Source organism: Paenibacillus sp. CMM36 (genome assembly GCF_053570945.1).
On sequence record NZ_JBSEDY010000006.1, the window covers coordinates 1 to 25,010 of the forward strand.

At 44.7% G+C, this 25,010-nt stretch carries 22 protein-coding genes and 1 riboswitch; of the genes, 17 read left to right on the top strand and 5 right to left on the bottom strand.

Annotated elements, in window-relative coordinates:
- Positions 1-311 precede the first annotated feature (311 nt).
- From ACWA2B_RS13825 to ACWA2B_RS13855, 7 genes are all read left to right on the top strand, one after another.
- Complete coding sequence (locus tag ACWA2B_RS13825) at positions 312-1,865, top strand: ABC-F family ATP-binding cassette domain-containing protein (RefSeq protein ID WP_029517433.1); 1,554 nt, start codon at positions 312-314, stop codon at positions 1,863-1,865.
- A gap of 94 nt (positions 1,866-1,959) precedes the next feature.
- Positions 1,960-2,068: riboswitch (TPP riboswitch) on the top strand.
- Positions 2,069-2,333: 265 nt separating this feature from the next.
- Positions 2,334-2,927 carry a thiamine phosphate synthase gene (locus tag ACWA2B_RS13830; RefSeq protein WP_029517434.1) on the top strand — a complete coding sequence of 198 codons (594 nt, stop codon included), beginning with the start codon at positions 2,334-2,336 and terminating at the stop codon, positions 2,925-2,927.
- Between the two features lie 64 nt (positions 2,928-2,991).
- Positions 2,992-4,140, top strand: coding sequence for a glycine oxidase ThiO (gene thiO / locus ACWA2B_RS13835; protein WP_449292299.1), 1,149 nt, complete (start codon positions 2,992-2,994; stop codon positions 4,138-4,140).
- On the top strand, positions 4,137-4,340 hold the full coding sequence (thiS, locus tag ACWA2B_RS13840) for a sulfur carrier protein ThiS (protein WP_029517436.1): 204 nt from the start codon (positions 4,137-4,139) through the stop codon (positions 4,338-4,340). The genes thiO and thiS overlap by 4 nt, the downstream gene beginning before the upstream one ends.
- A gap of 2 nt (positions 4,341-4,342) precedes the next feature.
- Positions 4,343-5,110: a thiazole synthase gene (locus ACWA2B_RS13845; RefSeq protein WP_039271297.1), complete on the top strand. Its 768-nt coding sequence runs from the start codon at positions 4,343-4,345 to the stop codon at positions 5,108-5,110.
- Positions 5,107-6,168, top strand: coding sequence for a ThiF family adenylyltransferase (locus ACWA2B_RS13850; protein WP_165146617.1), 1,062 nt, complete (start codon positions 5,107-5,109; stop codon positions 6,166-6,168). The genes ACWA2B_RS13845 and ACWA2B_RS13850 overlap by 4 nt, the downstream gene beginning before the upstream one ends.
- A 142-nt stretch (positions 6,169-6,310) precedes the next feature.
- Entirely contained in the window at positions 6,311-7,003 is a 693-nt protein-coding gene (locus ACWA2B_RS13855) for a response regulator transcription factor (protein ID WP_069011716.1), read from the top strand.
- Between the two features lie 66 nt (positions 7,004-7,069).
- Here the strand turns inward: ACWA2B_RS13855 and ACWA2B_RS13860 are convergent, their stop codons facing one another.
- The gene (locus ACWA2B_RS13860; protein WP_069011717.1) at positions 7,070-7,567 is read right to left on the bottom strand and encodes a C40 family peptidase; all 498 of its coding nucleotides are present in this window, start codon (positions 7,565-7,567) and stop codon (positions 7,070-7,072) included.
- A 279-nt stretch (positions 7,568-7,846) separates the two neighbouring features.
- Complete coding sequence (locus ACWA2B_RS13865; protein WP_449292300.1) at positions 7,847-8,488, bottom strand: thiamine diphosphokinase; 642 nt, start codon at positions 8,486-8,488, stop codon at positions 7,847-7,849.
- Between the two features lie 148 nt (positions 8,489-8,636).
- Here ACWA2B_RS13865 and ACWA2B_RS13870 point away from each other — a divergent pair, with 148 nt between their 5' ends.
- Complete coding sequence (locus tag ACWA2B_RS13870; RefSeq protein ID WP_029517442.1) at positions 8,637-9,101, top strand: low molecular weight protein-tyrosine-phosphatase; 465 nt, start codon at positions 8,637-8,639, stop codon at positions 9,099-9,101.
- 144 nt (positions 9,102-9,245) lie between these two features.
- Here the strand turns inward: ACWA2B_RS13870 and ACWA2B_RS13875 are convergent, their stop codons facing one another.
- Positions 9,246-9,980 (bottom strand): alpha/beta hydrolase, encoded by a 735-nt coding sequence (locus ACWA2B_RS13875; RefSeq protein ID WP_025724149.1) that lies wholly within the window; start codon positions 9,978-9,980, stop codon positions 9,246-9,248.
- 255 nt (positions 9,981-10,235) lie between these two features.
- Here ACWA2B_RS13875 and pdhA point away from each other — a divergent pair, with 255 nt between their 5' ends.
- The 8 genes from pdhA (at position 10,236) to ACWA2B_RS13915 (ending at position 21,577) form a co-directional block, all read left to right on the top strand.
- Positions 10,236-11,303 carry a pyruvate dehydrogenase (acetyl-transferring) E1 component subunit alpha gene (gene pdhA / locus ACWA2B_RS13880; RefSeq protein ID WP_029517443.1) on the top strand — a complete coding sequence of 356 codons (1,068 nt, stop codon included), beginning with the start codon at positions 10,236-10,238 and terminating at the stop codon, positions 11,301-11,303.
- A gap of 100 nt (positions 11,304-11,403) precedes the next feature.
- Positions 11,404-12,384 carry an alpha-ketoacid dehydrogenase subunit beta gene (locus ACWA2B_RS13885; protein WP_013310510.1) on the top strand — a complete coding sequence of 327 codons (981 nt, stop codon included), beginning with the start codon at positions 11,404-11,406 and terminating at the stop codon, positions 12,382-12,384.
- 34 nt (positions 12,385-12,418) lie between these two features.
- A complete protein-coding gene (locus tag ACWA2B_RS13890) occupies positions 12,419-14,032 on the top strand; it encodes a 2-oxo acid dehydrogenase subunit E2 (protein WP_277397970.1) in 1,614 nt (537 codons plus the stop codon).
- A 3-nt stretch (positions 14,033-14,035) separates the two neighbouring features.
- Positions 14,036-15,457 carry a dihydrolipoyl dehydrogenase gene (lpdA, locus tag ACWA2B_RS13895; protein ID WP_039271311.1) on the top strand — a complete coding sequence of 474 codons (1,422 nt, stop codon included), beginning with the start codon at positions 14,036-14,038 and terminating at the stop codon, positions 15,455-15,457.
- A 252-nt stretch (positions 15,458-15,709) separates the two neighbouring features.
- Complete coding sequence (gene thyA, locus ACWA2B_RS13900) at positions 15,710-16,504, top strand: thymidylate synthase (protein WP_029517446.1); 795 nt, start codon at positions 15,710-15,712, stop codon at positions 16,502-16,504.
- A gap of 17 nt (positions 16,505-16,521) precedes the next feature.
- On the top strand, positions 16,522-17,010 hold the full coding sequence (locus tag ACWA2B_RS13905; RefSeq protein ID WP_029517447.1) for a dihydrofolate reductase: 489 nt from the start codon (positions 16,522-16,524) through the stop codon (positions 17,008-17,010).
- Positions 17,011-17,248: 238 nt separating this feature from the next.
- A complete protein-coding gene (locus tag ACWA2B_RS13910; protein ID WP_029517448.1) occupies positions 17,249-18,736 on the top strand; it encodes a glutamate synthase subunit beta in 1,488 nt (495 codons plus the stop codon).
- A gap of 516 nt (positions 18,737-19,252) precedes the next feature.
- Positions 19,253-21,577 carry a DNA topoisomerase 3 gene (locus tag ACWA2B_RS13915; RefSeq protein ID WP_449292301.1) on the top strand — a complete coding sequence of 775 codons (2,325 nt, stop codon included), beginning with the start codon at positions 19,253-19,255 and terminating at the stop codon, positions 21,575-21,577.
- A 31-nt stretch (positions 21,578-21,608) separates the two neighbouring features.
- Here the strand turns inward: ACWA2B_RS13915 and ACWA2B_RS13920 are convergent, their stop codons facing one another.
- Positions 21,609-22,373, bottom strand: coding sequence for an HAD family hydrolase (locus tag ACWA2B_RS13920; protein ID WP_341070901.1), 765 nt, complete (start codon positions 22,371-22,373; stop codon positions 21,609-21,611).
- Between the two features lie 66 nt (positions 22,374-22,439).
- The gene (locus ACWA2B_RS13925; RefSeq protein WP_039273282.1) at positions 22,440-23,357 is read right to left on the bottom strand and encodes a hypothetical protein; all 918 of its coding nucleotides are present in this window, start codon (positions 23,355-23,357) and stop codon (positions 22,440-22,442) included.
- Between the two features lie 441 nt (positions 23,358-23,798).
- On the opposite strand from ACWA2B_RS13925, the gene ACWA2B_RS13930 reads away from it, so the two are divergent.
- Positions 23,799-24,956, top strand: coding sequence for an MFS transporter (locus ACWA2B_RS13930; RefSeq protein WP_029517451.1), 1,158 nt, complete (start codon positions 23,799-23,801; stop codon positions 24,954-24,956).
- Positions 24,957-25,010: the final 54 nt, after the last annotated feature.

Genomic DNA, 25,010 nt, shown 5'->3' on the forward strand with positions numbered 1-25,010 from the left:
AGATGGCGATCCACCTAGATCGCCTGGAGAAACAGGGGTAACCCCCCCTGCTTCTCCAGAGACCAGAGCATTATGATGTGAAAAAGAAACCCACGTCTCAAAATGACGGGGTTTCTCGACAATCTGATCACCCTCATGGGTGGTTTTTCTTTTTTTAGGCAGATCCATACCAAAAAACCTTAAAATTCACTGTTTTCAATATTCCGATATGGTTGCAGAATGTGCTACAATAAAGCTTTGAGAGAAACGAAATGCATATGAAATAAGAACAGTCGGCAATGCCGATGACAATAAGGAGCCAAAAACAGCTTATGAGTTTATTGACTGTAGAAAATGTATCCCACAACTTTGGGGACCGCGCATTATTTAAAAATGTTTCCTTTCGATTGCTTGCGGGGGAACGTGTAGGTTTGGTAGGAGCTAACGGTGTTGGTAAATCGACACTCATGAACATTCTCACTGGAAAATTGCTTAAGGATGAGGGTAAAGTGGAATGGACTCCACGTGTGCGTTACGGCTATCTGGATCAGCATACCAAGCTGACACCGGGCAAAACGGTACGTGATGTATTGAAGGATGCTTTTCTTCCTTTGTTGGAATTGGAAAAGGAAATGATGCAGATTACTGACAAAATGGGGGATGCTTCTCCTGATGAGTTGGAAGTGTTGCTGGAACAGATGGGTGAAATTCAGGAGCAACTGGATATGGGGGATTTTTACCTCATTGATGTAAAGGTTGAAGAGATGGCGAATGGACTAGGTCTGTCGGCCATAGGACTGGATCGGGATGTATCCGCACTTAGCGGCGGGCAACGGACAAAGGTTCTTCTTGCTAAGTTGCTGTTGGAAAAGCCGAACGTCCTGTTGCTGGATGAACCTACCAACTATTTGGATGTAGAGCATATTGAATGGCTTACGCGCTATTTGAAGGATTATCCTTATGCTTTTATTCTTATTTCACATGATACTGAATTTATGAACCAGGTCGTTAATGTTATTTATCATCTTGAATTTGCCAAGATGACCCGTTATTCAGCTAATTATGAAAAGTTTCTCGAAATGGCGGATCTAAACAAAGCCCAGCATATTGATGCTTATGAGAAGCAACAGGATTTTATTAAGAAACAGGAAGATTTTATTCAGCGTAATAAAGCGCGTGCCTCTACATCAGGCCGAGCAAAGAGCCGTGAAAAGCAGCTTGATCGGATCGAACGTATTGATAAGCCTGAAGAAGCCGCAAAACCAACCTTTCAATTCAAAGAGGCACGTGCAAGCGGAAAGACGGTATTTGAGGGTATTGATTTTGAGATTGGTTATACACATGCCCTTTTGCCTAAAATGTCCATGACGATTGAACGTGGCGAAAAGATTGCAATTGTCGGCTACAATGGTGTCGGTAAATCGACATTGCTCAAAACCATATTGGGAAAAATTCCGCCAATCAGTGGAAAAACCTATCAAGGTGATTTTTTGCAGCCCGCTTATTTTGAGCAGGAAGTAAAGGCCGAGAAAATTACACCGATTGACGATGTGTGGAATGAATTTCCGCATTTGAACCAGCATGAAGTACGAGCGCATTTGGCGCGTTGCGGTTTGAAAAATGAGCATATCACGCGTCCGCTATCTGCGCTCAGTGGTGGAGAACAGGCTAAAGTCCGTCTTTGCAAACTGTTAATGCGTGAAAGCAACTGGGTACTGTTCGATGAGCCTACCAACCACTTGGATGTTAAAGCAAAGGATGAGCTGAAACGTGCTTTGAAGGAATACAAAGGGACCGTATTGCTTGTATCTCACGAACCGGACTTTTACGAGGATTGGGTAACCAAAACGTGGAATGTGGAAGAGTGGTCAAGTAAAGTTAACTAAAATCAGCTAAATCCAGTTCCAGCAAATTTCACACGAAGTGGGGTTTGCAGAATTAGAAAAATATGCTAAGCTATCTTTAGCTTATACAATAAAATAGTCACACTAGGGGAGCCGCCCATGCGGCTGAGACGGAATAAATGGATTTCGGACCCTTTGCACCTGATCTGGGTTATGCCAGCGTAGGGAAGTGAGCGCCGTACAAACAAGGCAACACCATCTTTATTTTTGTTTGTGCGTGGGACGATACACGTATACGGATATCATGGTCCGTTCGATTATTGGACGTTCGTTAAACCACTTCCTTGGGGAAGTGGTTTTTTTGCGTTTCGTTCATTTTAAGTAGTTCGAGCTTCCGTAGACGATTCACATATAATCCCCTTTCATTCCTGCTGGTAGACGTGGCTGGCTAAGCTTAGATCCTTTAGTCCAATGTGAGGTGAAGACAAAATCGAATTACACGCAATTTCGATGGAAAAGGGCACTTTTGCACAAGCCGCCCAAGTGGCTGCTGTGATTTGTCCGTATGTTCATTATGTACACGCACGTTTAAAACAGAATGGTGCCTCTGCATTGCTTTCTTTGACTCGCAGCCTGGTGGAGCAGGAAGTTCCTTTGCAACAAATTGTAGTAAATGATCGTGTGGATGTAGCTTTACTTACTTTGGTCGGAGCCGTTCAATTACCAGCTAATGGATTACCTGTTGTGGATGTGAAAAGCCTACTTCCAAAGGGTACACGCTGTGGAGTGTCTGTACATTCCTTGGAGGAGATGCAAATTGCTGAGCGGGCAGGAGCGGACTATGTACTTTATGGTCACGTATATGAGACCCATTGTAAGCCCGGTATTGTACCGCGGGGTTTAGCTCAGCTTGAACATATTTGCAGACTGTCAAACATTCCGGTGATTGCGCTAGGCGGCATACAACCGCATCATATCCCGGAGCTTTATAGGGCCGGAGCAAGCGGAATTGCGGTGATGTCTGGTATATGGGAGGCTGAGTCGCCCGTTGCAGCTGCAATGGAGTATAGGCGAATGGCAGACCTTGTAGTTCACAGCCTGTAGCGAGAAAACGAGAGTAGAGGCAAGCTGAAAGCAGAAGGGTTTATGGAGAGGAGATACGGAACAAATGCTAAAGATACACACAGAGGAAAGAGTGATTGGACACGCTGAATGCTTGGTCATAGGTGGAGGTGTCATCGGCAGTTCCATTGCTTATCATGTGGCCAAGGAGGGAAGAAGTACGATTATGCTGGAACGATTGATCCCGGGTGAGGGAGCCTCAGGAGCAGCGGTTGGAATGCTGGCAGCGGAAAGTGAAGAGTTCACCGGCTCTGAGCTATCACGATTTGCTCGCATAAGTCGAGATGCATTCCCTGAGCTTGTCTGTGATCTAGAGCGTTTGTCAGGTATTTCGGTGGAATTCCGTACTGAAGGGTTTGTGACCCCTTTCCGTACGGAGACTGAAGGCCAAAAACGCTGGAAAGCTGCTAAAACGCGAGAGGGTGATTGTCCTATCTGGTGGGATGCGAAAGAATTGGCCCGACGAATTCCAGGTTTGGATGAACAAGCGATCGGGGCAATATATCGTTCAAAGGAGACACAAGTGGCTCCTGTCCAGCTTTGCCGTGCTTATGCAGGTGCTGCTGCGGTGCTGGGAGCAACGGTATGGTCTGGTACACAGGCAGAGCAACTGGTCATACAGGATGGTCGAATTTGCGGTGTCCGTACAGATAGTGGTTTTTTTTCCTGCGATCAGGTCATTATTGCCGGAGGCTTGGATAGCATGAAATTGCTAGCGCAGGTTGGGTTTGAATATCCACTTTATCCGGTCAAGGGCGAAGCGGTAGCGGTCTCCTTGAAGGATCACCCGTTAGAATATACCATTTATGCTGATGATATTTACCTCGTGCCTAAACAGAATAACGAGCTTTGGATTGGGGCAACGAGCCTTCCACATCAATATGACGAAGAGGTGACCGTAGGAGGCTTGGAGGGGTTGCTGGCACGTGCCTCTGCCTGGCTGCCGCGCGTCCGTGAAGCTTCTTTTATACGCGCTTGGGCGGGCTTACGTCCGCAGGCTGTATCAGGTCATCCTTTTATAGGCATTGTTCCTGGGGTCGAGGGCGTATATGCTGCAGTCGGGCATTATCGTAACGGTGTCCTGCTGAGTGATGCTACCGGGCGTGCGATGGCAGCTATGCTTAATGGGGCTTGTGCAGCAGAACTTGGGATAAGTAGTTTTTCTTCTGAGCTCCTCAAGGAGAAAAGCTTATGAAGCTGACGATTAACGGCCAGAGCCTGACCTTTTCTAATCGAATCACTCATGTGAATCAATTGCTACATGAGCTTGATGTAAAGGTGAAAACCGTAGTGGTGGAGCTGAATCGGCATATATTGACCCGTGAAGATCATGATGAAGCGGTACTGAAAGATGGAGATTGCCTAGAGATTGTACATTTTGTGGGAGGCGGTTGATTATGTTAACCATTGGAAAAGCATCTTTTACCTCGAGGTTGTTGTTGGGAACAGGAAAATTCTCTGATCTGGATATCCAATCCCAAGCCGTAGAGGCTGCTGAGACGGAAATATTGACGTTTGCTGTACGGAGATTGAACTTGGAGGAACGGGATAAGCAGCATTTTCTCGATATGCTGGATTTGAGCCGGTATACACTTCTTCCCAACACAGCAGGGGCTACAACAGCAGAGGAGGCGATTCGTATTGCCAAATTGGCAAAAGCCTCCGGCCTGTGCGATATGATTAAGGTGGAAGTCATTGGGGATAGCAAGACACTGCTGCCGGACCCATTTGAAACGTTGAAAGCTAGTGAAAAGCTGTTAGAAGAAGGCTTTATCGTGCTGCCCTACATATCGGACGATGTGATTCTAGCAAAGAGGCTACAAGAGCTTGGAGTACATGCCGTTATGCCTGGAGCTTCACCGATTGGTACAGGACATGGTTTGCTTAATCCGTTTTCATTAGGTCTAATTATTGAACAGGCGGAGGTTCCGGTTATTGTCGATGCGGGTATTCGCTCACCCGGTGACGCGGCAATAGCGATGCAGTTAGGGGCAGATGCTGTTTTGTTGAATACAGCCGTATCAGGAGCGAAGGACCCGGTAAAAATGGCAGAGGCCATGAAACTGGCTGTTCGTGCTGGAAGATATGGTTTTGAGGCGGGGATGATTCCTGTAAAACGTTACGCTTCAGCAAGCAGTCCGATAGAAGGTATGGTTCAGGCATGAAGGTAACTGACAAATCCGGTGCAGGAGGAACACATTCAAGTGACCGTTATTCCAGACAGGAAAGATTCGCGCCCTTTGGACCGACAGGACAACGTCGGCTTGCTTCTTCCCACGTACTAATCATAGGTGCCGGAGCGTTAGGTACAGGTATTGCGGAAACGCTCGTTCGCGGGGGTGTAGGTACAGTGAGCCTCGTAGACCGGGATTATGTGGAATGGAGCAATTTGCAGCGCCAGCAGCTTTTTCAGGAAAGTGATGCTGCACAAAGATATCCCAAAGTAGTAGCTGCTCAGCGAAGATTAAAGGATATTAATTCGGAAACGGTTATACATGCACATGTACTGGATGTTGGGGTGGAAGAGCTGGAAGAGTTGATCCAAGGGGTAGATCTCTTGATGGATGCAACCGATAATTTCGATACCCGACTTCTTATGAACGACATGGCACTAAAGCATCGGATACCTTGGATTTATGGGGGATGTGTAGGCAGCTATGGTGTAACCTACACCATTTTACCGGGTCAAACGCCTTGTCTTCACTGTCTGCTGGGAACTATACCGTTTGGTGGGGAAACCTGTGATACCGCCGGGATTATTCCGCAGGCTGTACAGATGGTCACGGCTAACCAAACTACGGAAGCTTTCAAACTTCTTGGCGGATATCCGGAAGATTTGAGAGGAAAGTTACTTTCGTTTGATTTGTGGAAAAATGAGTACGTAGCGATAGCGGTAGATAGCGTTAAAAAGGAGAACTGTCCTTCTTGCGGCAGTCAACCGACGTATCCCTATTTGTCGGCCTCTCATCGGCAGAAAACAGATGTTTTGTGCGGTAGGGATACCGTTCAAATTAGACCAGCAAACCCGATCCATCTGAATCTTGCAGAAACGGCAGATAGATTTGCTTCTTTGGGAGAAGGAAAAGTAGAGCGAAATCCGTTTTTGGTTTCCTTTAGTACAAGCGAGCATCGCTTGGTTGTTTTTGCAGATGGCAGAGCGCTGATCCATGGGACAAAGGACGTGGCAAAAGCAAGAAGTCTGTATCATCGCTATTTGGGTTAAACCATAAAAGCAGAAAGCCATTCTTTGGAGAATGATTTTCTGCTTTTTTGTTACAATAATATTAATATGCTTTAATGGCTTATAACACAAACTTGTTCGTATCCAATATGTAATGCTATGTCCAAACCAGGTGGGTGAAAAGGTGAGCCCGTTAATTTTGCTTGTGGATGTAAATGAAGCGTCTCCCGTAATTGTTCGTCCATTGGAGCAGGAAGGTTATCAGGTGGTTCATGTTAGCAATACGACGGATGCAAGCTCTTATGTAGCCCATAATCCTGTGGATTTGCTGCTGCTCAATATAAAAGATGAACAGACAGTTTCGCAAGGTTTACTTCGCATATTGCAGCAATACCATCCTCATGTCCCGCTATTAGCAATGACTTCATCAGATGAGGAGGACCATATTGTTTCCTGTTTTGAACAAGGAGCACATGATGTGATCGTTCTGCCCTTTTATCCTAGAGTTTTTCAGGCTAGAGTGGCTAATTTATTGCGGATTTTTGGTATTGAACGTGATGTGAAAAGGGCAATCGAGGCGGGTGATTTACATATAGACAATGCAAGCAGATTGGTGAGCAGAGGGGGACAAAAGCTGGAATTAACTCCGAAGGAATTTGATCTTTTACTTCATCTGGCGATACATCTTAACCAAGTTTGTAGCAGGCAGCAAATTCTGAAGGATGTTTGGAAACATGATTATATCGTTGATACGAACGTTGTAGATGTCTATATCAGACATTTGAGGGTTAAAGTAGATAAGGGATATAAGTTTAAAATGATCCGTACGGAACGAGGTATTGGTTATTCACTCAGAACACCAACCGTATCAGAATAGTATTAGGTATATAAAAAAAGCCGGAACTTTTCGTCCCGGCTCGCATATTTCAAAATGAGTTTCATACTACAGCACGCGGCGTGCTTTAATGTATGTTCTTTTCCAGTTGCCAGAGTTCAAATCGGAGATGGTCACGCCAGGTCCGCCGTAAGTGTGTAAAATTTTACCCCCGCCCATATAGACTGCTACGTGGGTAATGTTGCGTCCTGTAGCACGACTACCGCTTGAAAAGAAAACTAAGTCCCCTTTTTTCAGATTGGACTTGGATACGGCATGTCCAACTTTAGACTGTTGAACAGAAGTACGCGGCAAATTTACTCCGTATTTCTTGAATATGTGCTTCATGAAAGAAGAACAGTCAAAATTACGTGTAGTGCTTGTGGAAGCTCCAAACTTATAAGGAGTTCCCATATATTTTTCACCGTAGTTAATCACTTTTTGGCCTACCGAAGTCGTAGTGGCGGCTTGTGCCGTATTTGTTCCCTCAATTGCAAAAGTACCAAAGCCGATCGTGGCTGCGACCCCTGCTATAATTACCTTTTTTATGATTTTCTGCATATTCATGTTGTAAGTACCTCCAAAAATTGATTTGTGCAATATTTTGCTGAGTTGCTAACTAACTGACAGCGTTGAGTATAACAGTTTTGAAGCCGCCTAATAGTTGGAAAAGAACTCTCAAATGCTTGAGGGACAAGACTTACACAGCGATTATTAAAAAACGATTAAAAATTACAATTTGTAAAAAATATATCGATTCATTGATCTCTATAAACGGAAAAATCCTTGTTCATCAAGGGTTTTGAGTGAAAAACAATTTATATAATGGTTACAACAATGTCATAATTAATCCTTGCTTTGAATAACGAGTAGCAGACCGCTTTTGATGGAAATCGTACCTTTTGAAGCCGTTAGCTTATTACTGACAGCACGTGATTGTCCCATTTTGAGGGTGGCATTATGTAACGGATACATAAATCCTTCTAGTTGTATGCCAGTTACTTCGGCGGTCATAGGAAGCAGCGATGTATATGTATAGCCCATAGGTTGGATTTCAAGCGTTGATCCGGTGAGCTCAATATAATTATGTGCGTCCATAATAGCGCAGCTAATATGATGCTGCATTGCACGTACCAATATTTGAACATTAGCCAATGTGTGGTCCATCCGGGTGCCAGTCACACCAAGCATCAGTACTTGATCTGCCTGTTCGTCCATAGCGATTTCTAAAGCAAGCTCAGTATCTGTTAAGTCTTTAAGTACTGGATCGCACGCAATCATACGTTGGCTTGCTGATTCTACCTTTTCTTTTTCCTCTGGTGTGATTGAATCAAAATCTCCTACAGAGATATGTGGTGTAACACCGTGCTCGATCAGGAAAAGAGCACCTTTATCTGCACCTATAATAAAATCATCGGGCAGTATTTGATGTAAATCTTCTTCATTAAGACGACCACCTGAAAATACAATCGCTCGTTTTTTTGTCATAATCAACATCCTTTCTTTCTGATACGATCCTATATATACCATCGTTTTTAAGTATACCGCGTTAAATATGGCTTGCACAATTTTAGAGGACATGGCTACAATGAAACAGAAAAAAGGAAGTGTAACGTGTAATAGGAAGGAGAACGAAATGATTAACGTTTTGTTTGTGTGTTTGGGCAATATTTGCCGCTCTCCGATGGGGGAGGCAATACTGAGACATAAAGCGCAGGAACGGGGATTGGGTGCAGAAATCGGGGTGGACTCGGCCGGGACAGGCGACTGGCACATCGGAAATCCTCCGCATGAGGGAACACTAAAGCAACTTAAACTGCATGGAATCAGCGAACAAGGCATACAGGCGCGGCAAATAACGGGCCGTGATTTTGACGCGTTTGATTATATTGTGTGCATGGATGACTCTAATGAACGAAACATGCGAAAGATTGCAGGTGGAGCGGAGGCAGATATTCTAAAATTTATGGATTTGCTCCCTCAAGAAAAATTAAGAGAAGTACCCGACCCATATTTTACAGGGAATTTTGAAGAGACCTATCGATTAATGGACGCAGGTTGCGACGCCTTGCTGGACAAGATCGTAGAAGAAAAGCTATAATGTGAACGACAGATGACGGCAATCATTGCCGTTTTTCGTTATACATTTTTGAAAGCGTAACCAAATCATGAAAAAGAAAAAGGAGCTTTATGACCTAGTAGGTCAAATGCTCCATTCCCTTTAGTTACCTGGGAGAATTTTTACTCAGGCGCGATCCAAAAAATACATTAGCGCGTCAGGCAACTCGTTTTGCCAAAAGCCCCACAAATGTTTGCCATCCTTTTCACGGTAAGAAACTTCAGCGTTCCGTTCGCGCAGCAAATCTGCGCATTGACGGTTAAGCTCTACAAAGTTGTAAATGCCAGTATCACTCTCAAATGCATCTTCCTGAAGGCCAACCGTCATCCACACCCGCAAATGAGACAGATCTTTCTCACGGGCGATGATTTCCTGCGAAGCTTCATAGTAAGCACCTGAGAGGCTGATAATGCGGTTGAACAACTGAGGATACATCAAAGCCAAATGCAGAGACACACTGCCTCCCAGTGAATCCCCCGCCAAAATACGGGACGCTGCATCTTTTCTTATAGGATACTTTTGCTCTACATAGGGAATAATCTCTTCTGCAAAACAGGCGGTATACGCCTCAAAACGATTGCCAAAGGGAGCATACTCCTGCGTTCGAATTTTTGTATTCACTTCCACACCTACAATAATGAAGGGTTCGACGCCCTCATCTAGAATGAGGCGGTTGGCATGAGTTGCAATGCGGCCAAAATTGAAAAATTCTTCTCCGTCCTGACAGTACACGACCGGGTAGCTCAATATTTCATTATAGCCGGGCGGCAAATAAATCCGGAGAGTTCTGGTCTCGCCAAGAAAGCGGCTGTCTACTTCGTCTTTAAGGATGGTTCGTTTTAAATACCGAGAATCCGTCATTTTTCGTCACCTTTCTTGGGTATTATTTTGCATTCGGGATCACAATAAGTTAAGATTACCCTGATTGCAATAGATGTTTAAAATTTCAATCATGTACTAAGCTGTTACAGTAAAAAACACACCCTGTTACACACACAAAAATGTGACAAACTCAAAAAAAATAACTAAATCTTTGACGCGAGCGATATAACAGGTGTATAATAATCCTATAACAGCGGAACTTGATATTCAAATTTTTTTGTTGAGGTGAAGAAAATGAGCAAGGTTCCTTATGAAGTTTACACAGAGGAAGTTGAGGCGCTGTCCGTACTTTCTCCGGATGGTGAAATTATCAATAAAGATATGTTGCCTAAACTTACAGATGATCAATTGAAAGAAATTATGTATCGAATGGTATTTACACGTACTTGGGATGACCGTGCCGTTAACTTAGGCCGTCAAGGGCGTCTCGGTTTCTATGCTCCGGTATCCGGACAAGAAGCAACCATGGTTGGTAGCGAATATGCGCTCCAAAAAGAAGACTTTATTGCTCCAGGCTACCGCGATATTCCGCAAATCGTTTGGCATGGCCTGCCATTATACCAAGCTTTCTTGTATTCCCGTGGTCATCAACACGGCGGCCAAGTGCCGGACGGTGTTAATGTACTGATGCCGCAAATCATCATTGGCGCGCAAATTTTGCATGCTATGGGTATTGCTATGGGTTACAAGCTGAAAAAACAAAAACAAGTCGCCATTACATATACAGGTGACGGCGGTTCTTCCGAAGGTGATTTCTACGAAGGCCTGAACTATGCTGGTGTATACAAGTTGCCAGTTATTTTCTTTGTGCAAAACAATGGTTACGCGATCACGACTCCATTCTCAAAACAAACGGCTGCTCTTTCGATCGCTCATAAAGCAGTAGCTGCTGGTATTAAAGGCGTGAAAATTGACGGCATGGACGTGCTTGCAGTTATTAAAGCCGTTCAAGAAGCTGCAGAGCGTGGACGTAATGGTGAAGGTGCTACTTTGATTGAAGCCGTAACGTACCGTTTCCGTCCGCATTCCCTTTCTGATGATGCAACAAAATATCGTTCTAAAGAAGAAGAAGGCGAATGGAATGCGAAAGATCCAATTGCCCGCTTTGCGAAATACCTTGAGAAAAAAGGCCTTTGGACTGAAGAAGATACAGCTCGCGTAAAAGAAGAAGCTAAGGCAAAAGTGAACGAAGAGATCAAAAAAGCCGAGAAAACAGAGAAAATGACAATTCCTGGCCTGATCGATAGCATGTTCGAAACAACGCCTAAGCACTTGGAAGAACAAAAAGCTGATTTTAAATAATTGAACTTGAAAGAGACCGGGCCGTAACCCGATCCGGTCTGCTTTTCGATTGACCTGAACTGAAATTGATCTGTCAATGTTTAAGGAGGAAATGAAGCAAATGGCACAAATGAACATGAAAGAAGCGATTCGTGACGCACTGCGCGTAGAGTTGAAACGCGACCCTAACGTCCTGCTTTTCGGTGAAGACGTAGGTCATGTAGGTGGCGTATTCCGCGCTACAGAAGGTCTGCAAAAAGAATTTGGCGAAGAACGTGTATTCGATACTCCGCTGGCGGAATCCGCAATCGGGGGTCTTGCTGTCGGTTTGGGTATTCAAGGCTTCCGCCCTGTAGCTGAAATCCAGTTCGTAGGCTTTATCTTTGAAGCGCTTGATCAAATGGCAATTCAAGCATCCCGTATGCGTTACCGTTCCGGTGGACGTTACAATTCTCCAATCGTATTCCGTACACCTTTTGGTGGCGGTGTTAAGGCAGCCGAGCTGCATACAGATTCCTTGGAGGGCCTGCTGGCTCAAACACCTGGTATCAAGGTTGTTGTTCCATCCAACCCTTATGATGCAAAAGGTCTCATGATTGCGTCTATTCGCGACAACGATCCTGTGTTTTTCATGGAGCATTTGAACTTGTATCATGCATTCCGCGCTGAAGTTCCTGAGAATGATTACACAGTTGAACTGGGCAAAGCTAATGTAGTTCGCGAAGGTTCCGATGTGACGATCATTACTTACGGTATGATGGTACACACTTCGATTAAAGCTGCGGATGAGCTGGAAAAAACAAAAGGTATCAAAGTAGAAATCATTGATTTGCGTACCATTAGCCCGATTGACATTGATACCGTTGTTGCTTCTATTCAAAAAACCAATCGTGCCATCGTTGTTCAAGAAGCGCAAAAGAGCTCCGGTGTAGCTGCTGAAGTTATTGCACAAATTAACGAAAAAGCAATCCTGCATCTGGAAGCACCCGTTCTGCGTGTAGCAGGTCCGGATACCGTTTATCCTTTTGCTCAAATTGAAGATACTTGGTTGCCAACGCCAACACGTATCATTGATGCGGTTAATAAAGTATTGGAATTTTAATTAAAGCACACCGTAAATTTGGGAGGTTTTAAACGTGGCTAAATTTGAATATAAATTCCCGGAGCTAGGTGAAGGTCTTCACGAAGGCGAAATCATCAAGATGCACATCAAGCCCGGCGACAAAGTAACAGATGAAGATATCATCATGGAAGTACAAAACGATAAGGCTGTAGTTGAAGTTCCTTGTCCGGTTAATGGTACAGTACAAGAAGTATTTGCCAAAGACGGTGACATCTTTAACGTAGGTCAAGTCGTAGCTGTAATTGATGCAGAAGGTGAACTTCCCGAACAAGAAGATGCACCAGAAGCACCAGCTGCTAGCCCTGAGCCAAGTGCTGCTGCACAAAGCGGAGCTGCAGGTACAGCTAGATTTGAATATAAATTCCCAGAGCTGGGTGAAGGTCTTCACGAAGGCGAAATCATCAAGATGCACATCAAGGCCGGCGACAAAGTAACAGATGAAGATATCATCATGGAAGTACAAAACGATAAGGCTGTAGTTGAAGTTCCTTGTCCGGTCAATGGCACAGTACAAGAGGTATTTGCCAAAGACGGCGACATCTTTAACGTAGGTCAAGTCGTAGCTGTAATCGCTGCGGAGGGTGAACTTCCAGAACAAGAAGAAGCACCAGCTGCTGCTAAACAAGAACAGGATGCTGCACAAGGCGGAGCTAACACTAAACCAGCTGCAACTCCTGCTGCTTCTAACAAAGATGTACTAGCTACACCTAGCGTCCGCAAATTTGCTCGTGAGCAAGGTGTAAACATCGCTCAAGTGAGTGGCTCCGGCAAAAATGGTAAAATCACCAAAGAAGATGTAGAAGCTTTCAAAAATGGTGGAGGCCAAGCGGCTGCACCAGTAGCGAAAGAAGCTGCAAAAGCACAAGAGCCTGCTAAGAAAGAAGCGAAAGCTGCAGCAGCATCCGCACCAGCAGCAGATCCACGTGCTGAGGAAGAGCGCGTACCATTTAAAGGTATCCGCAAGGCTATTTCCAATGCTATGGTTAAATCGGCTTATACGGCTCCGCACGTTACGATTATGGATGAAGTAGATGTAACTGAACTGGTTGCTTTCCGTACTCGTATCAAACCAATTGCTGAGAAGAAAGGCACAAAAGTAACATACCTGCCATTCATCGTAAAAGCTTTGGTTGCTGCTTCCCGTCAATTCCCGGCTCTGAATGCCTCAATCGACGAAGAAGCAAACGAAATTGTCTACAAAAAATACTACAACATCGGTATCGCTACAGATACAGACAACGGTTTGATCGTTCCTGTTATCAAAGATGCTGATCGTAAGAGTATCTGGATGATTGCTGATTCCATTCGTGATCTGGCTGTGCGCGGTCGTGATGGAAAATTGGCAGCAAATGAGATGAGAGGAAGCACAATCTCCATCACTAACATCGGTTCCGCAGGCGGTATGTTCTTTACTCCAATCATTAACTTCCCTGAAGTTGCGATTTTGGGTACTGGACGCATCAGTGAAAAAGCAGTCGTGAAAAACGGTGAGATTGTTGCCGCTCCAGTAATGGCTCTTTCTCTGAGCTTTGACCACCGTATTATTGACGGTGCAACTGCTCAAAACTTCATGAACTATATCAAACAGCTGCTCGCTAACCCTGAGTTGCTTGTTATGGAGGTGTAATCAATGGTAGTAGGAGACGCTTCTCTGGATATTGACACATTGGTTATCGGTGCGGGTCCTGGCGGCTATGTAGCTGCCATCCGTGCCGCACAATTAGGACAAAGCGTATTGATCGTTGACAAATCTGAGCTGGGCGGTGTCTGTCTGAACCGTGGATGTATTCCATCCAAAGCTTTGATCTCTGCAGCTCATCAATACGAAGCAGCTAAACATGGCGAGTCTTTCGGTATTTCGGCTGAAAATGTAAAAGTAGACTTCGCTAAAACACAAGAATTCAAAAACGGCGTTGTTAAGAAAATGACAGGCGGCGTAAGTGGCTTGCTCAAAGGCAACAAAGTTGAAGTTTTCAATGGTGAGTGCATGTTCATCAACGAAAACGAAGCGCGTGTATTCAACGAACATGAATCACCACGTTACCGTTTTAAAAATGCAATTATCGCAACAGGTTCCCGTCCAATCGAACTGAAACCATTCCCTTTTGGTGGACGCATTCTGTCTTCTACAGAAGCATTGAACCTGCCTGAAATTCCGAAAAGCCTGATCGTAATCGGTGGTGGATACATTGGTGCAGAGCTCGGACAAATGTACTCCAAATTCGGTTCCAAAGTAACGATTATTGAAGGTATGGATACAGTGCTTCCTGGTTTCGACAAAGATATGACTTCGATCGTTGCGAAAAGCATGAAGAAAACGGGCATCGAAATCTTCACTGGCGCTAAAGCGGAAAGTGCAGAGCAAACAGATAAAGACGTAACAGTGAAATTCTCCGTTAACGGCGAAAGCAAAGAAGTAACTGCTGATTATCTGCTTGTAACTGTTGGACGTCGTCCAAACACAGACGGTGAACTGGGGCTGGATCTGATCGGCCTAGAACTGGATGAGCGCGGAATGGTGAAAGTTGATCACCAAGGACGTACTAGCATTCCTCACATCTTTGCAATCGGCGATATCGTAGCTGGTCTTGCTCTGGCGCACAAAGCTTCTTACGAAGGTAAAGTAGCTGCTGAAGCAATTGCAGGCGAGCCGTCTGTAGTAGATTACAAGTGTATGCCGGCTGTCGTTTTCACGGATCCAGAATGCTCCAGCGTAGGCTACACAGAGTCACAAGCCAAAGAAAAAGGCTACAATGTCAAAGTTGGCAAGTTCTCTTATGGAGCAAACGGTCGTGCGGTTTCCCTGAACGCTGCTGAAGGTTTTGTGAAAATCGTTGCTGACGCTGACACAGGTTTGGTACTGGGTACGCAAATCGTAGGTCTGGAAGCTTCCAACCTTATTGCTGAGCTGGGTCTGGCGATTGAAATGGGTGCTACACTCGAAGATATCTCCTTGACTATTCATGCTCACCCTACATTGGGCGAAATCGTTATGGAAGCAGCGGAAGTCGTGCTGGGTCATCCGATCCACGCATTGGCACCACGTCGCTAATACCATTTTTCATTATCTCGTTTTCGTTTTCATACATGACAAAGAGAGGCAAGGAGCGCTATATCTGCGCTCTTTGTCTCTTTTTTTTCAAACTTTAGGATTTTCAGGACTACCATGAAAATTCACACAGTACATGGTCAACGAAGTACCGTACATGATAAACTAACTATAGATATGGGTGCAGAAAAGAATTTTAAAGATTAGAATCTGGCGATGCCAGGTTTTTATTCATGCTCAAAGGAGAGGAATAACGTGCGTAACTATTTGGAACTGCTGGAGGATATTTTAGAGAATGGAGTAAAAAAAGAGGATCGTACAGGAACGGGTACACTATCTGTTTTCGGAAGGCAACTCCGTTTTGACCTGGCCAAGGGCTTCCCCTTGGTGACCACCAAAAGAGTACATTTGAAATCCGTTATTCATGAGCTGTTATGGTTTTTGCGGGGAGATACCAACATTTCTTATCTCAAGGAGAACGGAGTTACCATTTGGGATGAGTGGGCAGACGAGCAGGGGAATCTGGGGCCTGTATATGGGTCGCAATGGCGCTCGTGGGAAACAACAGACGGACAACATATTGACCAAATTGCGAATGTCATTGAAGCTATTAAAAAAAATCCGGATTCACGTCGACACATTGTCAGTGCTTGGAATGTGGCTGAAATCGAATCGATGAAGTTGCCGCCATGTCACTTTGTATTTCAGTTCTATGTAGCTGGAGGGAAGCTTTCCTGTATGCTAACGATGCGTTCTGTGGATACCTTTTTAGGGTTGCCGTTCAATATCGCAAGTTATGCATTACTAACGCATATGGTTGCACAGCAGTGCGGTTTGGAGCCCGGCGAATTTATTTGGTCAGGCGGCGATGTGCATATTTATTCAAATCATATGCAACAAGTGCATACACAGTTGGAACGTGATCCTTATCCGTTGCCTCAGTTGAAAATTCTGCGCAAGCCGGATTCGATTTTTGATTATACCTACGACGATTTTGTTTTTGAAAATTACGAATATCATCCAGGGATTAAGGCGCCTGTCGCCATCTGATTAGGGGAGGTGGGAAAATGGGCATTTCAATGATATGGGCTATGGCACAAAATGGTGTGATCGGCCGAGATAACAAACTTCCCTGGCGTCTCCCTAGAGACATGGCCTTTTTCAAAGAGCAGACGATTAATAAAACGGTACTCATGGGACGCAAAACGTGGGAATCCTTTGGAGGAAAAAGCCTGCCAAACCGGCGTAACGTTGTCTTGACCCGAGATCTGCGCTATCAGACAGAAGGTGCGGAAGTAATTCATTCACTGGAAGAAGGGCTCCAATTAGCAAAGCAGGAAGAGTTAATGGTCATCGGAGGAGCAGAGATTTATTCACTGTTTTGGCCACATGCTGATCGGCTGATTGTGACTCGGATTGAGGAGATTTTTGAAGGCGATACAACCTTCCCTGAGCTGGATTGGAACGGCTGGAATATAGTTAGTGAGACCACAGGTATCAAGGATGACAAAAATCCCTATGAGTATCGTTTTGTTGTTTACGGGAGAACCGAATAAGAATAGACTATATCCGACCCCACTCATTTGAAAAATTAATAAACCATATAAAAAATCCTTTTGGCCGTTGATGCAGAAAGTTGCATAAGTTTTCATCACTTTTACGCTGTATTGTGATACAATAAATCAAATTCAATGAGAACAGACCCTTTCATAATACAAATAGACAAATTCGAATTTGACTTAAATTCTGAATGGATGATCGGGGTTCATAAGCGAAGAGATGGGGGAACGTAACATGTCTACACCAACTGGATTTATGGAATACACACGACAGCTTCCTACAGACCGGGACCCGGCAGAGCGTATAAAGGATTGGGAAGAATTCCATAAGCATATGTCTGAGGAAGAGCTGCGTACCCAAGGGGCGCGTTGTATGGACTGCGGAACCCCTTATTGTCATACGGGGATGGATATCATGGGAGCAACTTTAGGCTGCCCGGTTCATAATCTCATTCCGGAATGGAACAATCTCGTATATCGTGGTTTGTGGAAGGAAGCGCTAGAGCGGCTGCACAAAACGAATAACTTCCCAGAATTCACAGGTCGTGTTTGTCCTGCGCCATGTGAGGGTTCATGTACTGTGGGACTGATCGGACAGTCTGTTACAATTAAAACCATTGAGGAAGCTATTATCGAAAAGGGTTTTGAGGAAGGCTGGGTTGTCCCTAATCCGCCAGAAAAGCGTACAGGCAAACGAGTGGCTGTTGTCGGTTCGGGTCCGGCAGGTTTGGCTGCAGCGGCTCAGCTTAACAAAGCAGGGCACAGCGTGACTGTGTATGAGCGTGCAGATCGTGTGGGTGGATTATTGATGTATGGCATACCGTCCATGAAATTGGATAAAAAGGTTGTTCAGCGGCGTGTGGATTTGCTGGAGGCTGAAGGTATTCAATTCATCACCAATACGGAAATCGGCAAAGATATCCCTACCGATCAGTTGATTGGTGAATATGATGCTGTTGTTCTATGCGGTGGTTCTACGAAGCCAAGAGAATTCAACATTGAAGGTAGCGATTTGAAGGGTGTTCATTATGCGATGGATTATCTGAATGGTACCATCAAAAGTTACTTGGACTCCAATCTGGAAGATGGCAACTATTTGTCTTCCCAAGGTAAGGACGTTATTGTAATCGGTGGCGGTGATACGGGTTCGGACTGTGTAGCTACTTCTTTGCGTCATGGTTGTCGGAGTATCACTCAATTTGGCACACATACCAAAGCACCTATGGAGCGTGACCCGATTGCCAATCCTTGGCCACAATTTCCAAACGTGTATTCTCTTGATTATGCACAGGAAGAAGCTAAGGCGCTGTTCGGAGAAGATCCACGTGAGTTCTCCATCATGACGACCAAATTTGTAGGTGATGAAAACGGTAATCTGAAAGAGCTGCACACCATTCAAATTCAACGGATTGTTGATGAAACAGGGCGCAAAATCTATCAACCGATTCCAGGTACGGAGCGCGTATTCCCTGCACATATTGCTCTTATTGCCATTGGATTTGATGGTCCTGAGCAAACGATTGTAGAGCAAATTGGCTTGGAGACGGATCGTCGTTCCAACGTTAAAGCACGTTATGGAAAATATGTTACTAATGTGGATAAGGTTTTTGCTGCAGGTGATATGCGTCGCGGACAAAGTCTTGTTGTGTGGGCTATTAATGAAGGTCGAGAAGCTGCGCGTGAAGTTGATAAATACCTCATGGGCGCTACCGTTTTGGTGTAATTATAAATTTTATGTTACGGATCAGTCAAAGCTCCATCTTCGGATGGGGCTTTATTGTATTTCAAGCTGAGTCTGCCAGAAGCGAAAAATGAATAAATGATTATTGAGCTGTGAAACATTGTGAAATATATGTTATATAATATAACTTAAATTTAATCGTATCACCATATATTTCTTATCTAAATTGATCATAACATAAAAAAGAGTGTTTAGTGTAGCTTTTTTATAGAAAAAAGAATTATTTCACAAGAATATCTGATATATATGTAATGTAAATTAACATATACATAACTTTCGGTGACTATTTAAAATCATAACCTGAGAGAACCATGGTATCTATGGTATAATACACGTATATTGTTGAAGCGTTTGACTAAATGAATTTACAAAGGAGCTTTCGTCGGGAGAAGGCTCCTTTTGCATGAGGCCGGGATACCTGTGTTTTCATTGATATCCATGTATATGTATGATTCATGGAGGAGAAACAGAAGGCCGTCAGGAAGGAATGGAGTATGAATGAAGACGTTGATTATTGCTGAGAAACCGGATATGGGACGGACGATTGCCGCTGTTATGGAGCCGCGGGCTAAAAATAACCGTACCTATTTGGAAGGGGAGAAATACATTGTAACCTGGGCGATCGGGCATTTACTGGGTTTGGCTGAGCCGGATGCATACGATGCTAAGTACAAGCGATGGAATATTAAGGATCTTCCTATTATCCCTGAGCAGTTCAAAATTGTACCGAATCCGAAAACAAAAGATCAGCTGAAAATGATTGGTGAACTGGCCAAACGCTGCGATGCCATCGTAAATGCTTGTGATGCTGGACGGGAAGGGCAATATATTTTTGCGTTGATCCAACAGCAATTAAAGTTGCGTCAGCCAGTTAAGCGACTGTGGATTTCAGACTTGACAGCGGAAAGTATTGCGACAGGCTTTGAACGATTGCGAGATGCTTCGGAGTTTGAATTTCTGACTCAAGCTGCGCGGGCACGAAGTGAAGCGGACTGGCTGATCGGCATGAACGCTTCCAGAGCGTTCACAACACGACATAACACACTGCTGTCGGTAGGACGGGTGCAGACTCCCGTGCTGGCACTGATTCATGACCGGGAAAAAGAAATTGAGGCATTTCAGTCTCAAACCTTCTATGACGTGTGGGCAGAATTTAAGCAAGATCAGATCAAGTACAAAGGTGCGTGGCAGGGGGATAGGCTGACGAAGCCAGAGGAAGCTGAGGAAATCGCTGCGGCTGTTCGCGGAAAAATAGGTAAAATCACCAAATATGACACCAAGCAGACAAAAGAGTATCCTTTTAAATTGTACGATTTAACGCTGCTTCAACGCGAGGCGAATGCCAAGTACGGTTATTCGGCCAAAAAAACACTGGATGTGGCACAAGCGCTTTATGAGCGCCACAAGGTCATTTCCTATCCGCGTACCAATTCTAACTATGTGACAGAGCAAAATATAGACGGCATGCACAAGGCACTACGGATGCTGGGCACAGGTCCTTATGCTGATCTGGTCCAACAAGCCAACCCCAATTTGGTTCATAAACAGAATAAATCGGTCTGCAATCCATCTCGTGTTGAGGATCACCATGCTATTTTGCCGACATTAAAAAGGCCAGGAACACTAAGCAAAGAAGAGCAAAATGTATATGACCTGGTTATTCGCAGGTTTTTGTCGCATTTTTTTCCGCCTGCTGAATACAAAATGCATACCGTAATGACACAGGTGGACAAGCATCTGTTTAAAACAAATATTAAAGAGCTTCTTTCCTTGGGATGGAAAGTAGTTTTAAGTAAGGTTGATCAGGATAAAGGTAAAAAGAGTAAATCACCAAAAAAAGAAGATGAAGAGGAAACGGACGAGTGGACGGACAAGAAGTTTGAGATCGATGCGGGGCGTCCCGTGGATTGTGTTCGCGCCGAGATGAAAGAAAAGGCGACTCAGCCCCCTAAAAGCTATACGGAGGGTACATTGCTTAAGGCGATGGAAAGCGCGGGTAAACAGATGGAGAATGAGGAATTGCGTGAGGTCATGAAGGATGCCGGTTTAGGCACACCTGCGACACGGGCCGCCACAATTGAACGATTGAAAAAAGTTGGCTATATTGAAATGAAGGGTAAAAAGATTCTTATTACGGAAAAAGGAAAGATGGCTATTGACCTGATCCGTCATGCTGGGGTTGATCTATTAGCCTCCCCGGAGATGACAGGTCAATGGGAACGTCGCCTACATCAAATTTCCAAGGGTGAGGCGGCTCAAGAGAAGTTTATGGAGAACGTTAAAAGATTTACGTTGTCCATCATTGATAAGGTGAGGCAGCAGCCGCCGGCTCCGGCAAATGCCTTTGGTGAGGAAGCAAGGGGGAAGCGTGCGGTTGGAAAAGAAGGCGCAAGTAGTGCGCGTGCGAGCGGACGCACCGCCGCCAAAGGGGTGGGGCGTGCTACATCAGGACGCGGTGGCAGCGCTGGAAGCGCAACGCTAGAGCAAGCAGCACCACCAGCACGCAGCTCTTCCGACGGATCCTCAGGCATTTCAGGAAGCCAAAGGCAAGCTTTAGGTAGCTGTCCACGCTCTAATTGCGGCGGAAGCATTATTGAAGGGCGTAAAGGGTATGGGTGCAGCCACTACAAGCAGGGTTGTGGCTTTGTCGTCTGGAAGGAATATGCTGGAAAGCAGATTACCGAAACGATGCTCAAGTCCTTGTTGACGAGGGGACAGACACAATTGTTGTCTTTTAAGCGTAAAGATGGATCGACCGTCAAAGCGCGAATTGTTCTGAATGAACCTGGTACAGGACAACTTAGCGTTCGAGAGGAATCCTGAGACAGGGTTTAGACCAATACAAAAAAGGACCCTATCCGAGGGTCCTTTTTTGTTGGTGCAATTGTATGCTTTCGTGGATAACCCGTGGTACTTCCGTTAGCTTCTGTATCGTATACATCACGGAGTTCACGTTTTTTTGCAGTTCAACCATATTGTAAATCCATTCCTTAGGCTGCTTGAGATATACAGCATGAATACCTGCGGCAAGGGCTGGAGAAACATCAGTGCGCAGAGAATTCCCGATCATCCAGGTGATGCTTCGGTCCAAGCGATTCATCTGGATGATTTCTTCTAGGGCTTCGACATTTTTATGCTGGCGAATGTAGATGCGGTCATCAAAGTAGGTAGCCAGTTTCATTTGTTCAATCTTTCTTTCTTGAATGATCTGCTCACCGCCAGTATACAGATGGAGGGAATGCCCTGCTTTTTGGAGGGAGTTCAGCGTTTCGACCATGCCTGGATATGGTTCGATTTCCTGTTCGTACACACTTCGGCCAAGAGAGCGAAGCTCCTGCTCTTCCCGAGAATCGAGACGGCGTCCGAATTGTTCCGAGAAAAATTGGTACGTATCTATCAAAGATTGTGGGAAATGCTCGCTGGCAAAGCCTACTTGATGAACTCCAGCCACATCAATTTCGATTTGTTTTTCACGAATCGTATTTTTCGTTAGGTTATGATTTGCAAACCATTCCTGAAGCAAATCGAAAAAGTGGTTGAGGATCAGGTCAAAATACTTGTTGCAGTGGACTAAGGTGTCATCAAGATCAAATAAAATGTGCTGCTTCGGATACGACATGATGCATACTCCTTCCAAGCCAAAGCTTTAACGTTGCTTCGGTTATAACTAAAAGTACAATTCAAATTACAATCCAATATAGGATTCCAAAAATACCTGTAAATCAGCCGCGCCATCGGGACGGATGCTGAATCTTTCCTTATGATAACGTCCGATGTGAATTCGGAGCAGACCAGCGACTCGTAAAATCATCATATCAGACATGAGTGTATCTTCCAAACGGCTCAAATCATGGCGCATATCTTCGAGAGACTTAGGACCTTGAGCTACATAACGCAGAATTCGTAGCCGCTGCGGATCATTAACCGCACGAGTGAGCCGTAGCAGAAGCGTAGGCGGTTCTTCCTCGCTCTCCTCGGGGATATCTACTGGATACTGGATCAGCAGTGTGCGGGTATAAAAACAGTATGAATTAATCGGGCGATTATGGACAACTGGAAATAGGACTACTGTATCCAGGTCTTCCATGTGTGGCACGACTAGTCCAGCTGTCGCATATTCAACCAGTGCTTCCGGTTCCATTTTACTCAGCAGCATGCGCTTTTCCGCAGCGTCTTCTTCTGCCAACACACGCAGTTCGCCTTCCAGGGCCCGAAAATAATCACGATCCCACAATTTGAGGAGTGGTGCGTATACCTTACGAATGCGTAAAGATTCTTCAAAGGTTAAAAAAGGGATATGCGGAACGAGCAACTCAAACATATCTTTATCCGGACCGTGGTCCAAATAAGAGATATAATCAGATATTTCATCTGATTCCGGACGAAGTAACGCCCAAGCATAGAGTGCGTCATAATCGCTAAAAGGGCAATCCTGAGCTGTAGCCAGCTCAGTACGAACTTCATGTTGTAGTCGTGCATCTACCTTGTCGATCCATTCATGGCCCAAGTCCATATCTTGAACCCACTTTTTAGTCACATAGGCCATGAAGCTGCCGAGCAATTCATAAATTGGAGAAGTGTCTATTTTAATTTGATAACTCATGGAACCCAATGCCTCCTATTCTGTCTTCTAGCCCAGAGCGGTGAACGTAATTAAGCCCGTCCATAAGCAAAACATGAGCATTTTAATGATTGCTCACTTATTTATTATGGCTTGTTCTGCCAGGGATTGTCCACTATAATATGAAATAGTGCGTTGTGACGTGAATGGGTTCGGATTGAACATACGAGGCTCCTTAACCGAAGGGAGTCAGATACATACCAGACAAGCTCTTTCCGTAAAATCGTCATCTCAGATGGCGATTTTTTTCTTCTATTCTTTAATACGCAAATTACACCTGAATTTGTATGTGATTTGCCGGTTTGGCAGGACGGCATGGAATACATAGTGATAAGAATTATTATTGATTATGGAATCAAATGCAAATCATTTCTTAACATTGATTTTTTAATTATTTTATTTGTTCGATCAGGAGGAGCTAGGATGTCGTCGTCGTTACGGGTTCATTATTTTATTTTAATTGCTGTTATTATTGTTGCTGGATTATGCCAAGGTTTATTATTACCTATTCTGTCTATCTCGTTGGAACAAATGGGAGTTTCATCTTCACTAAATGGAATGAATGCGGCTGCTCTGTATATTGGTTCATTCGCAATGACGTTGGTGGCAGAACGGACATTGGGCTGGTTAGGGTTTAAAAAGCTGATGGCCGGTGGGCTTGTGCTAGTGCTCATTACGCTGCTGCTGTTTCCGCTAATCCCTGATATTCGGATATGGTTCATACTGCGTCTGCTAGTAGGTATTGGCGACAGTGCATTGCACTACTCTGCGCAGCTATGGATATTGCTGGTGACTCCAGCAGAGAAGCGAGGGCGCAACATTTCCTTTTATGGTATGTCTTACGGTCTGGGTTTTGCATTAGGACCATTAGGATTATGGCTACTTGATTATGGAATGCTGGTTCCATTTGCTGCGTTGGCCTTATTGTGCTTGCTTGTTTTGCTGTTGGTGTTAATTAAGCTGCCGGACTCCAGACCAGAGAAGCTGGAGTCCGAGGCGCGTCCCACTCAAAGATTTCGTCGCAGCTACAGCTGGGCATGGTACGCTCTTTTGCCTGCATTTCTATATGGCTATATGGAAGCGAGCCTGAACAGTAACTTTCCAGTCTATGGCCTGCGTATTGGCTTTCATACCGATGAAATCGCCGCCTTGCTGCCGTTCGTCAGTTTGGGAGGGTTAGTTCTGCAGCTGCCGCTAGGGATATTGAGTGACCGTTGGGGACGTAAAAAGGTGCTAATGAGCGTAGGCATAGCAGGGGGAATGACCTTTATGTTGCTACCATGGAGCGGCAATCATTTTATGTTCACTTTGATATTGCTGACTCTAGCAGGTGGTTTAGTAGGCTCCTTTTTCTCCCTCGGTTTGGCCTACGCCGCTGATCTGTTGCCCAAATCTTTTTTAGCAGCCGCGAATGTACTGGCATCCTTTCATTTTAATCTGGGAAGTGTGATCGGACCTAATATTAGCGGGGGGTTGCTGGACTTTGGAACTCAAGGCAGCATGTTTCTTGTCCTTGGTGGTAGTTACATTGTTTTCGGATTGTTAGGTTTGTTTTCCAGAAAAAGAGTAACGGCGGTTTAAAACTGCGGTTTGCATGGTATTTGTTTCACATTTACTATAAAATATAAACAGTAT

What these genes read in the sequence shown, in the direction of transcription:
- ACWA2B_RS13825 (WP_029517433.1), top strand. Translation starts at nt 312, where the DNA reads ATGAGTTTATTGACTGTAGAAAATGTATCCCACAACTTTGGGGACCGC.
- ACWA2B_RS13830 (WP_029517434.1), top strand. Translation starts at nt 2,334, where the DNA reads ATGGAAAAGGGCACTTTTGCACAAGCCGCCCAAGTGGCTGCTGTGATT.
- thiO (WP_449292299.1), top strand. Translation starts at nt 2,992, where the DNA reads ATGCTAAAGATACACACAGAGGAAAGAGTGATTGGACACGCTGAATGC.
- thiS (WP_029517436.1), top strand. Translation starts at nt 4,137, where the DNA reads ATGAAGCTGACGATTAACGGCCAGAGCCTGACCTTTTCTAATCGAATC.
- ACWA2B_RS13845 (WP_039271297.1), top strand. Translation starts at nt 4,343, where the DNA reads ATGTTAACCATTGGAAAAGCATCTTTTACCTCGAGGTTGTTGTTGGGA.
- ACWA2B_RS13850 (WP_165146617.1), top strand. Translation starts at nt 5,107, where the DNA reads ATGAAGGTAACTGACAAATCCGGTGCAGGAGGAACACATTCAAGTGAC.
- ACWA2B_RS13860 (WP_069011717.1), bottom strand. Translation starts at nt 7,567, where the DNA reads ATGAATATGCAGAAAATCATAAAAAAGGTAATTATAGCAGGGGTCGCA.
- ACWA2B_RS13865 (WP_449292300.1), bottom strand. Translation starts at nt 8,488, where the DNA reads ATGACAAAAAAACGAGCGATTGTATTTTCAGGTGGTCGTCTTAATGAA.
- ACWA2B_RS13870 (WP_029517442.1), top strand. Translation starts at nt 8,637, where the DNA reads ATGATTAACGTTTTGTTTGTGTGTTTGGGCAATATTTGCCGCTCTCCG.
- ACWA2B_RS13875 (WP_025724149.1), bottom strand. Translation starts at nt 9,980, where the DNA reads ATGACGGATTCTCGGTATTTAAAACGAACCATCCTTAAAGACGAAGTA.
- pdhA (WP_029517443.1), top strand. Translation starts at nt 10,236, where the DNA reads ATGAGCAAGGTTCCTTATGAAGTTTACACAGAGGAAGTTGAGGCGCTG.
- ACWA2B_RS13885 (WP_013310510.1), top strand. Translation starts at nt 11,404, where the DNA reads ATGGCACAAATGAACATGAAAGAAGCGATTCGTGACGCACTGCGCGTA.
- lpdA (WP_039271311.1), top strand. Translation starts at nt 14,036, where the DNA reads ATGGTAGTAGGAGACGCTTCTCTGGATATTGACACATTGGTTATCGGT.
- ACWA2B_RS13905 (WP_029517447.1), top strand. Translation starts at nt 16,522, where the DNA reads ATGGGCATTTCAATGATATGGGCTATGGCACAAAATGGTGTGATCGGC.
- ACWA2B_RS13910 (WP_029517448.1), top strand. Translation starts at nt 17,249, where the DNA reads ATGTCTACACCAACTGGATTTATGGAATACACACGACAGCTTCCTACA.
- ACWA2B_RS13915 (WP_449292301.1), top strand. Translation starts at nt 19,253, where the DNA reads ATGAAGACGTTGATTATTGCTGAGAAACCGGATATGGGACGGACGATT.
- ACWA2B_RS13920 (WP_341070901.1), bottom strand. Translation starts at nt 22,373, where the DNA reads ATGTCGTATCCGAAGCAGCACATTTTATTTGATCTTGATGACACCTTA.
- ACWA2B_RS13925 (WP_039273282.1), bottom strand. Translation starts at nt 23,357, where the DNA reads ATGAGTTATCAAATTAAAATAGACACTTCTCCAATTTATGAATTGCTC.
- ACWA2B_RS13930 (WP_029517451.1), top strand. Translation starts at nt 23,799, where the DNA reads ATGTCGTCGTCGTTACGGGTTCATTATTTTATTTTAATTGCTGTTATT.